Source organism: Saccharospirillum sp. ABV4_185 (genome assembly GCF_056159245.1).
In genome coordinates, this window is the sequence record NZ_JBSWUW010000001.1 from 3330822 (window position 1) to 3343709 (window position 12888).

Genomic DNA, 12888 nt, shown 5'->3' on the forward strand with positions numbered 1-12888 from the left:
GGCAGGAAATTCAAATCTTGGTTTCAGTGAACAGAGTGTCGGCAAAGGCACGTTCACAGTAGTGACAACGCAGCTGCAAAGTATCGCCTGCGAGCACCGCAAAACGACTCTCAACCGGCTCTACATGAGTGATGCAGTTAGCGTTCGGGCAGGCAAAGACGCCAACGAATGCCTCGGGCAGACCAATCGGGAACTTGCGCACTACGCGATAGTCTTCAATGATGTTGACCGTGGCCTTGGGAGCAAACAGCGCCAGCTCAGCCGCATCCTGTTCGGTAAAGCGCCAGTCATCGACCTTGATCAGATCTTTCATGCCGCCGCCATGACTGGGCAGGTTCAACCCCACCGTCAGGCGCGCTTCTGCATTCTTAAGCTGTAACCGGCCCAGAATCGTCAATCCTTTACCCGCTGGAATGTGATCGATCACCGTGCCATTTTGAATGGCTTCGACCAGCATCTTTTCACGACGTTGCTCACTCATACCGCACCTCCTGCTGGCTCCAGGACCTTTTCATTCATCACCAGCGACAACAATGCCTGACGTGCATAGACGCCATTTTCAGCCTGTTGGAAGTAATAAGCGTGGTCGGTACGGTCAACCGCCGGATGGATTTCATCCACCCGCGGTAAAGGATGCATCACCCTCATTCCCGGCTGTGCCGATTTCAGCATGTCCGGACGCAATACAAACTGAGACGCCAGATGCATGTATTCGGTGGGGTCGAAACGTTCTTTCTGGACTCGCGTCATGTAGAGAATATCGACCAGCGGGATAACCTGATCGAGACTGTCGGCATACTCAAAATCAATATTGGCCGCGCGCAGGCTGTCTTCGATATAAGTCGGCATCGCCAGCGCCTTAGGCGCAACAAAGTAAAAACGCGGCTTGAAATGGCCCAGCGCTTGCGCCAGGGAATGCACCGTTCGTCCGTATTTGAGATCGCCTACTAAGGCGACTGACAAGCCCGTCAGACGACCCTGGCACTCGGCGATGGAGAACAGATCCAGCAGCGTTTGGGTTGGATGCTGATTGGCACCATCACCGCCATTGATGACCGGCACATCGGCAACCTCAGCCGCCAAGCGGGCAGACCCTTCTCGCGGGTGCCGCATAATGATGGCATCGGCATAACCGGCAATCATGCGAATACTGTCTGACAGGGTTTCGCCCTTCTTCGTCGAGGTATTACCGCTGTCGGAAAAACCAATCAGGGTGCCGCCTAACCGCTGGACAGCCGTTTCGAAAGACAGACGGGTTCGGGTGGAGGCTTCAAAGAAGCAACTGGCAATCAGTCGATCCTGCAGTAGAGGTTGCGGACCGGATTGCTTCAAAGCAGCTGCGCGTTCGACGATGAATTCGATATCGGCTTTTGATAGATCACCGATGGATACCACATCACGACCGAACAAAGGGTTGTTCATAGCGTAGCTCGGACAAGATTTGCGGCATTCTACCAGAATTGACGGGCGCGAATAGCGGCGCACAGCAATAGCACTACGGCCTACTCTTTTTTTAGCGAAACGACCAGCCAAAAAATTCCTTGTGATGAGAGCCAGTTCAAAACGTCAAACTTTTGACTTTGGGCTGAGCTTGATAGATTGGGTGGTGATCGCCGTTGCGATCAAGGATCGTCACAACGATAACCAGAAGGAAACTGACCATGATCAAAACTATCCTCCTCTCACTGGGACTGACGCTGGCCGCACTGAACATCAATGCTCTCGCCGAAGAAAGCGGTTCGGCTGCTGGCACCGAAAGCGCTGTTATCTATGTCGACATCAACAACGATGGCGCCGTTAAAATGGCCGACTTGCTGGAAGGAGTCGGCCAATCGAAGGCTCAGGCCATTGTTGACTACCGCGATGAGAACGGGCCTTTTATCGCCGCTGAAGACTTGCTGAACGTTAAGGGTATTGGGCCGGCCACACTGGAAAAGAATCGCAGTAAGATTCGAATCGGCACGACGGAGTAATATTGTCAGGCACAAAAAGCAGCCTTGGGCTGCTTTTTTTGTGGAGCGGGACAAAAGTGCCGCAGGCGCTTTTGCGTGAGCGCAGCGAGCCCGAAGGGCAAGGCCATGAAGTGGCCGCAGCAAACGAGATTCGTCTGGCCGGCATCCCGGTGGCCGGCATCCCGGTGGCCGGCATCCCGGTGGCCGGCGTACCGGCACACCGGCTCGCGAGGCTGCGCCCCAGCCCCAACCTCGGCCAAGGTTGCGCTCTACTACTGAGCTATTCCCCAAAAGCACAAAACCCGGAACAAGTCCGGGTTTCTTTAAATTTGGAGCGGGAAACGAGATTCGACCGGGCTGGCGTTCCAGCTCGCGACCCAATTTTCCACTTCAATCAAATTTTGGAGCGGGAAACGAGATTCGAACTCGCGACCCCAACCTTGGCAAGGTTGTGCTCTACCACTGAGCTATTCCCGCAAAACTGGTTGTGATTGAGTTCGACTCTGTCGAACCGAACTCGCGAGACTGCCCGTCCGGCCCCAACCTCGGTCAAGGTTGTGCTCTACCACTGAGCTATTCCCGCAAAAACTGGTTGTGATTGAGTTCGACTCTATCGAACCGAACTCGCGAGACTGCCCGTCCGGCCCCAACCTCGGTCAAGGTTGTGCTCTACCACTAAGCTATTCCCGCAAATTCTATTCTGAAGTGGCGTCCCGTAGGGGACTCGAACCCCTGTTACCGCCGTGAAAGGGCGGTGTCCTAGGCCACTAGACGAACGGGACAAACCAAGCTTTGACGCAGAAACTCAAAGCGGAGCGCATCATACCAATTTTCAGAATCAGTTCAATAACTTTATGAAAATCAACAGACTAGCCGCGATTTAGACTCGCTCGACGACGATCGTCATGAACCCGCTGTTCATGCTTGGAAAAAGCCGTCTCCCAGCGCTCACATTGCGGGCAAAACCAAATCATCGTGCCGGTTTCGTAGCCGCAATGATTACACTGGTAGCCATCGGGTAGGCGTAGCTTTAAGCGCTGTATGGATTCCAGCAAAACCGCCCTCGGTGTCGGCCCTACATCCCGACGCTGCTCCAGCCAGCGCTGCATCAAGCCGAAAGATGCGCCACTGTTTACCACGCGTTCCAGCTCAGAGTGCCAATAATGACTGCGCGGATCACTGTCGCCTACCAGGTCCAAGATGGCTTCTAGAACGCGATGGCTGGGGTGGAAGTCATAGAGCTTTTCAAGATAACGACGCAACGATGCCTCACCACCCACCAGACGTGATAGACGCTTCAGTCCAGGCAGGATGACGTCCACTCGGCGCACATCTCGCACCAACGCTTCTTTCAACAGACGCAAGGCTTTATGGTAGTGACCTAGAGAAGTTTCCAGTTCAGAAGATGCTATAAAGGTTCGGGCGCTGTCTGATAACTTGCGGGCTTCTTTTAGCGCAATACGGGCCTGAACCAGCTGTCCCTGACCCTTTAACTGACCAACATATTCACAATACAAATTAGCCAGGCGCATATTGCCCGATCCAGGCTGGCCGTATTCACGCACCAGCTTGATAGCACGCTCCCACTCCTGTTCGCGTTCAAGCACCACTAACCAAAGGCGAAAAGCCTGGGCGGAAAAACGCTCACCCTGACCCAGAATTAACGCCTCAAGTTCGGTTTCAGCGCGCCCTAAAAAGCCGGCGGAAAAGAAATCCTGGGCCAGTTCCACTCGCACCCGGTTGGATTGCTCTCTATCCAGGTCCGCCTCCAGCAGGGTTTCGTGAATCCGAATGGCGCGGTCGATCTGGCCTCTTTTGCGAAACAACTCGGCCAAGGCCAGATGGGTTTCCAGCGTATCGGCGGTAATGGGTAAGCGCTCGAGCAGTACGTCGAGCTCGCGATCCGGCTCGGAAGACAAGGCCTCAAAAGGCTCTATTCGATACTTTGACGGCACTGACCAGGGCGTCGTCAAGCGGCGCCAGAGAGATTTGACCGTGGTGAGCATTTTATCGACCTGTGCGCCTACGGCCGAAGAGACGGCCCAGAATCAGACCGATAAGGACCCCGATAAAGAGTGTTGCCAATAGCCAGACAAACAATGGCAATGCCGGCGTTCGCCAAGCCATAAAACTCAAAACAGTGCTTTGGTTGTTTCCAAAAGCCAGCAACCAAGCCAACACTGCGAGCAGGATGGCACAGAAGATTTTGGCTGATCGGATGAGCATGAGTGTGTTCAGCCTCCCGGCTGCGAGAACGAGGGTCGGGGCGATTATTCGTCGTCGATACTCAGGTTAACCGACTCGCGCAGTTCCTTGCCCGGTTTAAAATGAGGTACGTACTTGCCTTCCAGGCTGACGGATTCACCCGTCTTGGGATTACGACCCACACGTGGTGATCGATAATGCAGCGAAAAGCTGCCGAAGCCACGTATTTCGATGCGCTCGCCATCGGCCAGACTTTCGGCCATATGATCCAACATCGTCTTGATGGCCAACTCGACATCTTTAACGGACAGCTGCCCCTGGCGGTCGACTATCCGTTCGATTAACTCGGATTTGGTCATCCGAACCTCCCCGATCGGGTGTTCCTAAGCGATCAATATTTAGACTAAATCAGCCCCCAAGATAACACAAGTATTTATTTTTTAACGTTTTTTTGCAGTTCAACTGTTTTAAATAACGCTTCGGCTCAGCAGCCGAACAAGATAGCAGGCACAAAAAAGCCGGCTCAATGGCCGGCTTTTGGGAACAGTGCTAACGATTATTCGTCGTCGCCCTGCTCCATTTTTTGCTTGATCAGATCACCAATGGTGGTTGGGCCTGATGCTTCCGCGCTCTTCTCTTTCAGCTCGCGAACTGCAACTTTCTCATCTTCCACGTCCTTAGACTTGATGGACAGGCTGATGACGCGGTTCTTACGGTCGATGCTGACGATCTTGGCTTCAACTTCGTCGCCTTCTTTCAGGGCGTTACGAGCGTCTTCAACCTTGTCACGAGAGATTTCGGAAGCTTTCAGAATGCCTTCGATATCGTCGCTCAGCAAAATGGTCGCCGCTTTAGCGTCCACTTCCTTAACAGTACCGGTAACGATGGAACCCTTGTCGTTCACAGAGACGAACTCAGAGAACGGATCGCTGTCGAGCTGCTTGATGCCCAGAGAAATGCGCTCACGCTCCGGATCGATCGACAGGATGGTGGTTTCCAGCTCATCGCCTTTCTTGTACTTGCGTACGGCTTCTTCACCGGATTCGTTCCAGCTGATATCAGACAGGTGAACCAGGCCGTCGATGCCGCCTTCCAGGCCGATGAAGATACCGAAGTCGGTGATCGACTTGATCTTGCCGACAACCTTGTCGCCCTTGTTGAAGTTGTTGGAGAAGTCTTCCCAAGGATTAACAACGGTCTGCTTGATACCCAGAGAAATACGACGACGCTCTTCGTCGATGTCCAGAATCATCACTTCGATCTCGTCGCCAACAGAAACGACTTTAGACGGATGGATGTTCTTGTTGGTCCAGTCCATTTCGGAAACGTGAACCAGACCTTCGACGCCCTCTTCCAGCTCGGCAAAGCAGCCGTAGTCGGTGAGGTTGGTAACGCGGGCCTTGACCACCTGCTCTTCCGGGTAACGCGCCTTGATGTCGACCCAAGGATCTTCACCCAGCTGCTTCAGACCCAGAGAAACGCGGTTACGCTCACGGTCGAATTTCAATACTTTAACTTCGATCTCATCACCAACCTGAACGATTTCGCTCGGGTGCTTGATGCGTTTCCAAGCCATGTCGGTGATGTGCAGCAGGCCATCAACACCGCCCAGATCAACGAAAGCACCGTAGTCGGTCAGGTTCTTAACGATACCCTTGATGACCTGGCCTTCTTGCAGGCTGGCCAGCAGCTCTTCGCGCTCGGCGCTGTTGGACGCTTCCAGAACGGCGCGGCGAGAAACCACGACGTTGTTACGGCGGCGATCCAGCTTGATCACTTTGAAGTCCAGCTCTTTGCCTTCCAGGTGAGTGGTATCGCGTACCGGACGGATATCCACCAAAGAACCTGGCAGGAAGGCGCGTACAGAGCTGATGTCGACGGTAAAGCCACCTTTGACCTTGCCGTTGATAACACCCTTGACCACTTCTTCCGCTTCGTAAGCTTCTTCCAATTCGGTCCAGGCTTCAGCACGCTTGGCTTTTTCGCGTGACAGACGAGTATCACCGAAACCGTCTTCAACGGCTTCCAGTGCAACCTTGACTTCGTCACCGACGGCGATTTCCAGCTCACCTTCTTCGCTCAGGAACTGCGAACGCGGGATGATGCCTTCAGATTTCAAACCGGCGTGGACGGTAACCCAGTCAGCGTCAATAGCGACGACCAAGCCGGTCACGATGGAGCCCGGCTCCATCTCGATGGTTTTTAAGCTTTCTTCAAATAACTCAGCGAAAGATTCAGTCATTTAATTTGGTATCCCAATAATTAACAGCCCGTCACCTGCGATCTCTTTGGTTAGCGGTGACCAGCGGCTTTGCCATACGCCAGCTCGTATGGGTCAATCCAACAAACCCGGAACGCCACCTTGCTGGGTGGTGATCAGACCGGGACCGGACGGTGTATTCGACTCGCGTACGAACGGAACACACAGCCAATTCGGAGCGCGTATTATACGGATTAAGACTCAACAACCAAGGGCTTGGCTCGACTTTTTCACCATTCGATGCCGCGATCGGTCACCAGCGCCAGAACTCTATCCATCACCTCATCGATGCTCTGCACAGTGGTATCGATCACTACGGCGTCAGACGCCGGTTTCAGCGGCGCAACAGAACGGTTCGAATCGCGCTCATCGCGCTCGACGATGTCCGCCAGCACGCGGTTGTAGTCGGCACTGGCGCCGCTGTCACGCAATTGCTTAAAGCGACGCTTGGCGCGTTCTTCGGCCGAAGCGGTCATAAAGATTTTCAGATTGGCTTCGGGAAACACCACCGTGCCCATATCCCGGCCATCGGCAATCAGGCCCGGCTCGGTGCGGAAGGCGCGCTGACGCTTGAGCAGCGCTTCGCGCACCCGACCAAAAGCCGCCACCCTTGAGGCATTGGAACCAACCTCTTCGGTGCGGATCTGGCGAGTGACGTCATCGCCTTCGAGCAACACGACGACAGCGTCGCCTTCCTGCTGGAAGCGAATGTCCAGATGTTCGGCGATTACCGCCAGTGCCGATTCATTATCAAAATCAACGCCGTGATTCATCGCCGCCAGCGCCGCTAAACGATAGAGCGCACCGGAATCGAGGTAGTGCCAACCGAAGCGACGGGCCAAGAGGCCACTGACGGTGCCTTTTCCGACGCCGCCGGGTCCGTCGAGCGTAATGACGGGAGCCTTGGAATTCATGATATCTGTCCTGGTTGTCGTGGGTTTGCCATCAGTCTTCCAAAGTGACGGCATAACCAAGTTGTCCGACCGCCGCGCTAAAACCGGGATAAGCCCCGAGCACACGGCCGGCATTCCGAATAATGACCGGTCGCCGGGCCACCTGAGCGGCCACCATAAAGGCCAGCGCCACACGCGGGTCTCCGGCACAATCGACGATGCCGCCATCAAGCGGCTGTCCGGCCCGACCGCGGACTCTAACGTCCTCATCGGTCACTTCGATGTCAGCGCCCAATACACGCAGACCATCCAGCATCCGCGTCAGTCGATCGGTCTCTTTGAAGCGCAATTCACCCAAACCGGCAAAACGACTTTCGCCTTCTGCCAGGGCCGCCAACACAAACAACAACGGAAACTCATCAATGGTGCGGCCACTGAAGTGGGTGCCATAGCTGCCCCCTCTGAGCGGCGCGCATCTTACCCGAAGATCGGCGACAGGTTCACCCCCCTGGTCACGAATATTACTCAGCGTGACCAAACCGCCCATGTCATTGAGGATATCGAGGAAACCGAGGCGACTGGGGTTAACGCCTACAGCGGTCAGGGTCACATCAGAACCTGGGACCAAGGTCGCGGCCGCCAAATGCACCGCCGCCAGGGAAAAATCGCCTGGAATACTGAGGTTTAACGGTGGCAGTTGCGATGCCGGAGCAAACACCAGAGCGCCATTTCTGCTTTCCAGCCGGCACCCCAACTCCGCCAGCAGGCGTTCGGTATGATCACGGCTCGGTGCTGGTTCGGTCAGCCGTACTGGCATGCCCGCACAGAGCGCCGCCAGCAGAATGGCCGATTTGACCTGAGCACTGGCAATGGGCAAGTCATAGTCCAATGGCTGCCATTGCCGGGCGGGCTGAATCACAATGGGTGCGGTGCCATTGGCGGTCAGTTCAAGATGCGCCCCTAATTCAGCTAACGGCAGTTGCAGCCGCTCCATGGGTCGCTGACTCAAAGAAGCATCACCGATCAGTTCACTGGCAAAAGGCTGGGCCGACAAAACACCGGCCAGTAAGCGCATCGAGGTGGCTGACTGCCCCAGGTAAAGTGGGCTGTCCGGCGCTTGCAGCCCAGTCAAACCACGCCCTTTGATACTCAGACTGCCGTCACCGCCCTCATCGATGACCACGCCTAACTTACGCAGGGCTTCCAGCGTCGTGCGGTTATCATCATTTTCACCAAAACCGCGAATCTCACTGTCGCCTTCCGCCAGCGCCGCCAGAATTACGGCGCGATGGGAAATGGACCGATCACCCGGCACGCCAATACTGCCACTGAGCCCTTCCGGTGCCGGCGCGACGATCAAATTACGGCGCGTGTCGTCACTGTGCCGCTGGCGGCTTTGCAGAATCTGAGTGAAATAATCGCGCGCTGATTTGGCACGACCAAAGACATCCAACAACGTCCGACCCTCGCCCTGCTCGATCGCTTGAGCAAGATGTTCCAAATCACCCTGAAACCGGCGCAGTATCCCTAAGGTGGCATCTTTATTGGCGAGGAAGACGTCATGCCACATGGTCGGATCGGAAGCGGCAATACGGGTAAAGTCGCGGAAACCGCCAGCGGCGTAGCGAAATATCTCGCGGTTGTCGGACTCCCGCGCCAGAGTATCGACCAGCGAAAACGCCAGCAGATGTGGTAAATGACTGGTTGCTGCCAACACCTCGTCGTGGCGCGCCACCGACATGGTGACCACTTCAGCCCCGACCGCCTGCCAAAGCTCGGTTAATAACGCGACCGCCGAAGACGACGATGAGGCCAGGGGCGTCAGGATCAACAGATGGCGGTCAAACAGATCGGCTTTGGCAGCCTCGACACCGGACCGCTCCGCCCCAGCAATGGGGTGACCCGGCACAAAACCAGACGGCAGATCATCCCCCAAGGCTTTGCGCGCGGCGACGACGACCTGGCCTTTCACACTGCCAACATCGGAAATAACGGTTTGTTCAGTCAGATAAGGCTTCAACGACGCCAGTACCGACTCCATGGCCAGCACTGGCACCGCCAGCAGCAGCACATCGAACGCCGGAACCGATTCAGCAGAAGGCACGCTTTCATCAATGATGCCCAACTCCAGCGCCCGATCAGCCACGCCTGACTGCGCGTCCATCCCCAGCACATAGGCCGCTCGCGACAAGCGCAGCGCCTTGGCAAAGGACGCGCCAATCATGCCAAGCCCGACGATCAAAACCCTGGGTGACGCCGAGGCAATCATGACGCCAATTCGGCTTCCAGCGCCGTCAGAAAGCGTTGGTTTTCAGCCTCCAAACCGATGGAGATGCGCAAATGTTCAGCCATGTCGTAACTGGCCAGAGGACGCACGATAACGCCCGACCGCAGCAACGACTGCTGGATGGCACCGGCACGCGGGCCCAAATGAACGGTAACAAAGTTAGTGACTGAGGGAATAAAGGTCAGCCCCAGACGATCGAAGGCCGTGGTTAACTGGTCGTAGCCAGCCGCATTCACAGCCAGGCTTTCCCGCACACGAGCAACATCGGTAAGCGACGCTTCGGCGGCCACCAGTGCCAGGGAATTCAAATTGAACGGCTGGCGAACCCGGTTCAGTAAATCGGTAATCTGTGCATTAGCAACACCGAAGCCGACCCGCAAACCGGCCAGACCATAGGCCTTGGAAAAGGTTCGGGTGACAATCAGGTTGGCAAAGCGGCGCTGCAGCTTAAAACCATTCGGGTAGTTTTCCTGATCAACGTACTCAGCGTAGGCTTCATCCAACACCACCAGAACCTCTTCCGGCACCACCTTCATAAAGGCTTTTAATTCGCCTTTGCTCAACCAGGTACCGGTTGGATTATTGGGGTTAGCGATAAATACCAGACGGGTACGCTCGGTGATGGCATCCGCCATGGCATCCAGGTCGTGGCCCCAGTCACGCGATGGCACCACAACAGACTCAGCCCCCGCCGCCTGCACCACCAGCGGATAAACCGCAAAGGCATGCTGACTCATCACCGCTTCGTCACCGGGGCCTAAAAAGGTTTTCGCGAGCAGTTCAAACAGCTCGTTGGAACCACAACCCAGGGTAATCTGATTCTGTTCCAGACCATGGCGTTCAGCCAGCGCCTGCTTAAGACGGAACCCATTGCCATCAGGATAACGAGCGATATCTGGCAAAGCCCGTTGCATCACTTCCTGAACCCGCGCGGACAAACCCAGCGGGCTTTCGTTGCTGGCCAGCTTAATAACGTCGCTGACACCCAGCTCACGCTTAAGCTCGTCAATCGGCTTACCCGGCTCGTAGGGTTTGAGGGTCTGAATACCGGCAGCCGCCAGGGCCATGTAATCGCAACTCATCTTGCCAACCTGGGCTCTTAGAGCACGGCTTTGGGATAGGAACCAAGCAGTTTCACTTCCACTGCCTTGGTGCGAATGTCCGCCAACGCCTGCTGGACGTTGTCATCGTGCAGATGACCGGCAAAGTCGATAAAGAAGACATAAGTCCAATTGCCAGATGGCGAAGGCCGCGTTTCCAAACGGGTCATATCGACATTGTGATCGTTGAACGGCTGCAACAGATGATAGAGCGCACCCGGCTCGTTGCGCATGGACACAACGATGGAGGTTTTATCATCGCCGGAGGTACCGACTTCTTCATTACCGATGATCAAAAAGCGCGTCGAATTATCCGGTGAATCTTCGATCTTGGTTTCGAGAATTTCCAGATCATAGAGTTCCGCCGCCATCTCGCCGGCAATGGCCGCCGAATTCCATTCACCATGGACGCGCCGCGCCGCCTCGGCATTGGAATTCACCGCCACGCGCTCGGCCATAGGCAGATGCGCATCCAGCCATTTACGACATTGCGCCAGCGATTGCTGATGGCTGTAGATGCGGGAAATTTTGCCACTTTGAGTATTGGGACCGACCATCAAATGATGGTGGATGCGCAACTCCACTTCACCACAAATACGCAAACTGGAATTTATAAAAGTATCGAGGGTGTGATTGACCACGCCTTCGGTGGAATTTTCCACCGGCACCACACCGTATTTGCAGGCGCCCGCTTCGACTTCACGGAACACCTCATCGATCGCCGGCATTGGTTTGGACTTAACCCACTGACCAAAATGCTTAACCGCGGCCTGCTGGGTAAAGGTACCTTCTGGACCGAGATAAGCCACTTCCAGCGGTTTTTCCAGCGCCAGACAGGCCGACATGATTTCGCGGAACAAGCGCGCCATGTCTTCGTTGCCGAGCGGACCGGTGTTGCGTTCCATCACCCGGGTAAGCACCTGAGCTTCGCGTTCAGGGCGATAAAAGACCGCGTCCGGGGATTCCTTGAGCTTGACCTCAGCAACTTTCAGCGCGCACTTTGCGCGCGCCGAAATGCGCTCAAGAATTTCCATATCCAATTGGTCGATCTGTTCGCGCAGCGCGTTCAGATCGAGCCCATCGAGAGCGTCGTTTGAGGAGTCCTGATCAGCCATGGCGTTGTTCAAAATCCTTCATAAAGTCCACCAGCGCCTGCACGCCCGCCAGTGGCATGGCGTTATAAATGCTGGCACGCATGCCACCCACACTGCGGTGGCCCTGAAGATTGTAGAGACCGGCGCCTGCCGCTTCGCTGAGGAAGCGATCATTCAACGATTCGTCCGCCAGAATAAAGGGAATATTCATGCGCGAACGATGTGCCAGATCAATCGGATTGCGATAAAACGCACTGTCGTCGATGGTTTTATACAACAGCATCGACTTCTGCGAATTAAGCTCAGCCATCGCCGCGGCGCCCCCTTGCTGCTCCAGCCAGTCAAACACCAGACCGGCAAGATAAACGGCAAAGGTCGGTGGGGTATTGACCATGGAACCGGCTTCCGCCTGGTTCGCGTAGTTGAGCAAGGAAGGAGTGCTGTCCAAAGCGCGACCGAGCAGCGATTTACGCACGATGACCAGCGTCAAACCGGCCGGACCGATGTTCTTTTGCGCACCTGCGTAAATCAGATCGAAATCGGTCACATTGATCGGCTTGGACAAAATGCAGGACGACATATCCGCCACCAAGGGCACATCACCGCTGTCCGGGACGTAATCGAACTCGACGCCGCCTATGGTCTCGTTGGGGGTGTAATGCAGGTAAGCTGCGCTCGGGTCGAGCTCGAATTCATCGGCACGCACGGCGCGCCGATAGTTCTCGGATTCGGTGGACGCCAGCACCCGGACGTCGCCATAACGCGCCGCTTCTTTTACCGCCTTGGACGACCAGGTGCCAGTATCGAGAAAGGTTGCTGCACCACCAGCGCCGAGCAGATTCATGGGAATAGCGGAAAACTGCAGAGTGGCACCGCCTTGCAAAAACAAGACGGCGTAGTCGTCAGAAACACCCAACAAGCGACGCAATTTGGATTCGGCCTGTTCGGCAACGCCAACAAACTCATCGGAGCGATGCGACAACTCCATGACCGACATACCCAGCCCATGCCAATCAGGCAACTCTGCCTGAGCCTGTTCGATCACGGCAGTCGGCAACATGGCCGGGCCGGAGCAGAAATTGTATCCGCGCGTCATC

Annotated in this window: 11 protein-coding genes and 2 tRNA genes; 1 reads left to right on the forward strand and 12 read right to left on the reverse strand. The window is 55.6% G+C overall.

The features are described from left to right. Positions 1–10 precede the first annotated feature (10 nt). Both pyrI and pyrB read right to left on the reverse strand, forming a co-directional pair. The gene (gene pyrI, locus ACXAE6_RS15855) at positions 11–481 is read right to left on the reverse strand and encodes an aspartate carbamoyltransferase regulatory subunit (RefSeq protein ID WP_392800469.1); all 471 of its coding nucleotides are present in this window, start codon (positions 479–481) and stop codon (positions 11–13) included. After that, positions 478–1422, reverse strand: coding sequence for an aspartate carbamoyltransferase (gene pyrB / locus ACXAE6_RS15860; protein WP_475150802.1), 945 nt, complete (start codon positions 1420–1422; stop codon positions 478–480). Before pyrB ends, pyrI begins: the two co-directional genes overlap by 4 nt. 239 nt (positions 1423–1661) lie before the next feature. Between pyrB and ACXAE6_RS15865 the strand changes: the two genes are divergently transcribed. After that, positions 1662–1973 (forward strand): ComEA family DNA-binding protein, encoded by a 312-nt coding sequence (locus tag ACXAE6_RS15865; protein WP_475150805.1) that lies wholly within the window; start codon positions 1662–1664, stop codon positions 1971–1973. A 381-nt stretch (positions 1974–2354) separates the two neighbouring features. Here ACXAE6_RS15865 and ACXAE6_RS15870 read toward each other — a convergent pair. The 10 genes from ACXAE6_RS15870 to serC form a co-directional block, all read right to left on the reverse strand. After that, positions 2355–2429, reverse strand: a tRNA-Gly gene (locus ACXAE6_RS15870). A gap of 229 nt (positions 2430–2658) precedes the next feature. Beyond that, a tRNA-Glu gene (locus ACXAE6_RS15875) sits at positions 2659–2734 on the reverse strand. Between the two features lie 87 nt (positions 2735–2821). Further along, positions 2822–3958, reverse strand: a complete 1137-nt coding sequence (locus ACXAE6_RS15880) for a hypothetical protein (RefSeq protein ID WP_475150808.1) — start codon at positions 3956–3958, stop codon at positions 2822–2824. Between the two features lie 264 nt (positions 3959–4222). Beyond that, complete coding sequence (ihfB, locus tag ACXAE6_RS15885; protein WP_108165048.1) at positions 4223–4516, reverse strand: integration host factor subunit beta; 294 nt, start codon at positions 4514–4516, stop codon at positions 4223–4225. A gap of 197 nt (positions 4517–4713) precedes the next feature. Then, the gene (gene rpsA, locus ACXAE6_RS15890; RefSeq protein ID WP_392803669.1) at positions 4714–6399 is read right to left on the reverse strand and encodes a 30S ribosomal protein S1; all 1686 of its coding nucleotides are present in this window, start codon (positions 6397–6399) and stop codon (positions 4714–4716) included. Between the two features lie 248 nt (positions 6400–6647). After that, on the reverse strand, positions 6648–7331 hold the full coding sequence (gene cmk, locus ACXAE6_RS15895; protein ID WP_475150813.1) for a (d)CMP kinase: 684 nt from the start codon (positions 7329–7331) through the stop codon (positions 6648–6650). Positions 7332–7362: 31 nt separating this feature from the next. Beyond that, complete coding sequence (aroA, locus tag ACXAE6_RS15900; protein WP_475150817.1) at positions 7363–9579, reverse strand: 3-phosphoshikimate 1-carboxyvinyltransferase; 2217 nt, start codon at positions 9577–9579, stop codon at positions 7363–7365. Next, positions 9576–10679 (reverse strand): histidinol-phosphate transaminase, encoded by a 1104-nt coding sequence (hisC, locus tag ACXAE6_RS15905; protein WP_475150820.1) that lies wholly within the window; start codon positions 10677–10679, stop codon positions 9576–9578. Before hisC ends, aroA begins: the two co-directional genes overlap by 4 nt. Positions 10680–10696: 17 nt before the next feature. Then, positions 10697–11812 carry a prephenate dehydratase gene (pheA, locus tag ACXAE6_RS15910; protein WP_475150822.1) on the reverse strand — a complete coding sequence of 372 codons (1116 nt, stop codon included), beginning with the start codon at positions 11810–11812 and terminating at the stop codon, positions 10697–10699. Continuing rightward, complete coding sequence (serC, locus tag ACXAE6_RS15915) at positions 11805–12887, reverse strand: 3-phosphoserine/phosphohydroxythreonine transaminase (RefSeq protein WP_475150824.1); 1083 nt, start codon at positions 12885–12887, stop codon at positions 11805–11807. The genes pheA and serC overlap by 8 nt, the downstream gene beginning before the upstream one ends. Position 12888: the final 1 nt, after the last annotated feature.

Bases quoted from the DNA above. Each gene is read 5' to 3' on its own strand.
- pyrI (WP_392800469.1), bottom strand. From the start codon at position 481: ATGAGTGAGCAACGTCGTGAAAAGATGCTGGTCGAAGCCATTCAAAAT.
- pyrB (WP_475150802.1), bottom strand. From the start codon at position 1,422: ATGAACAACCCTTTGTTCGGTCGTGATGTGGTATCCATCGGTGATCTA.
- ACXAE6_RS15865 (WP_475150805.1), top strand. From the start codon at position 1,662: ATGATCAAAACTATCCTCCTCTCACTGGGACTGACGCTGGCCGCACTG.
- ACXAE6_RS15880 (WP_475150808.1), bottom strand. From the start codon at position 3,958: ATGCTCACCACGGTCAAATCTCTCTGGCGCCGCTTGACGACGCCCTGG.
- ihfB (WP_108165048.1), bottom strand. From the start codon at position 4,516: ATGACCAAATCCGAGTTAATCGAACGGATAGTCGACCGCCAGGGGCAG.
- rpsA (WP_392803669.1), bottom strand. From the start codon at position 6,399: ATGACTGAATCTTTCGCTGAGTTATTTGAAGAAAGCTTAAAAACCATC.
- cmk (WP_475150813.1), bottom strand. From the start codon at position 7,331: ATGAATTCCAAGGCTCCCGTCATTACGCTCGACGGACCCGGCGGCGTC.
- aroA (WP_475150817.1), bottom strand. From the start codon at position 9,579: ATGATTGCCTCGGCGTCACCCAGGGTTTTGATCGTCGGGCTTGGCATG.
- hisC (WP_475150820.1), bottom strand. From the start codon at position 10,679: ATGAGTTGCGATTACATGGCCCTGGCGGCTGCCGGTATTCAGACCCTC.
- pheA (WP_475150822.1), bottom strand. From the start codon at position 11,812: ATGGCTGATCAGGACTCCTCAAACGACGCTCTCGATGGGCTCGATCTG.
- serC (WP_475150824.1), bottom strand. From the start codon at position 12,887: ATGACGCGCGGATACAATTTCTGCTCCGGCCCGGCCATGTTGCCGACT.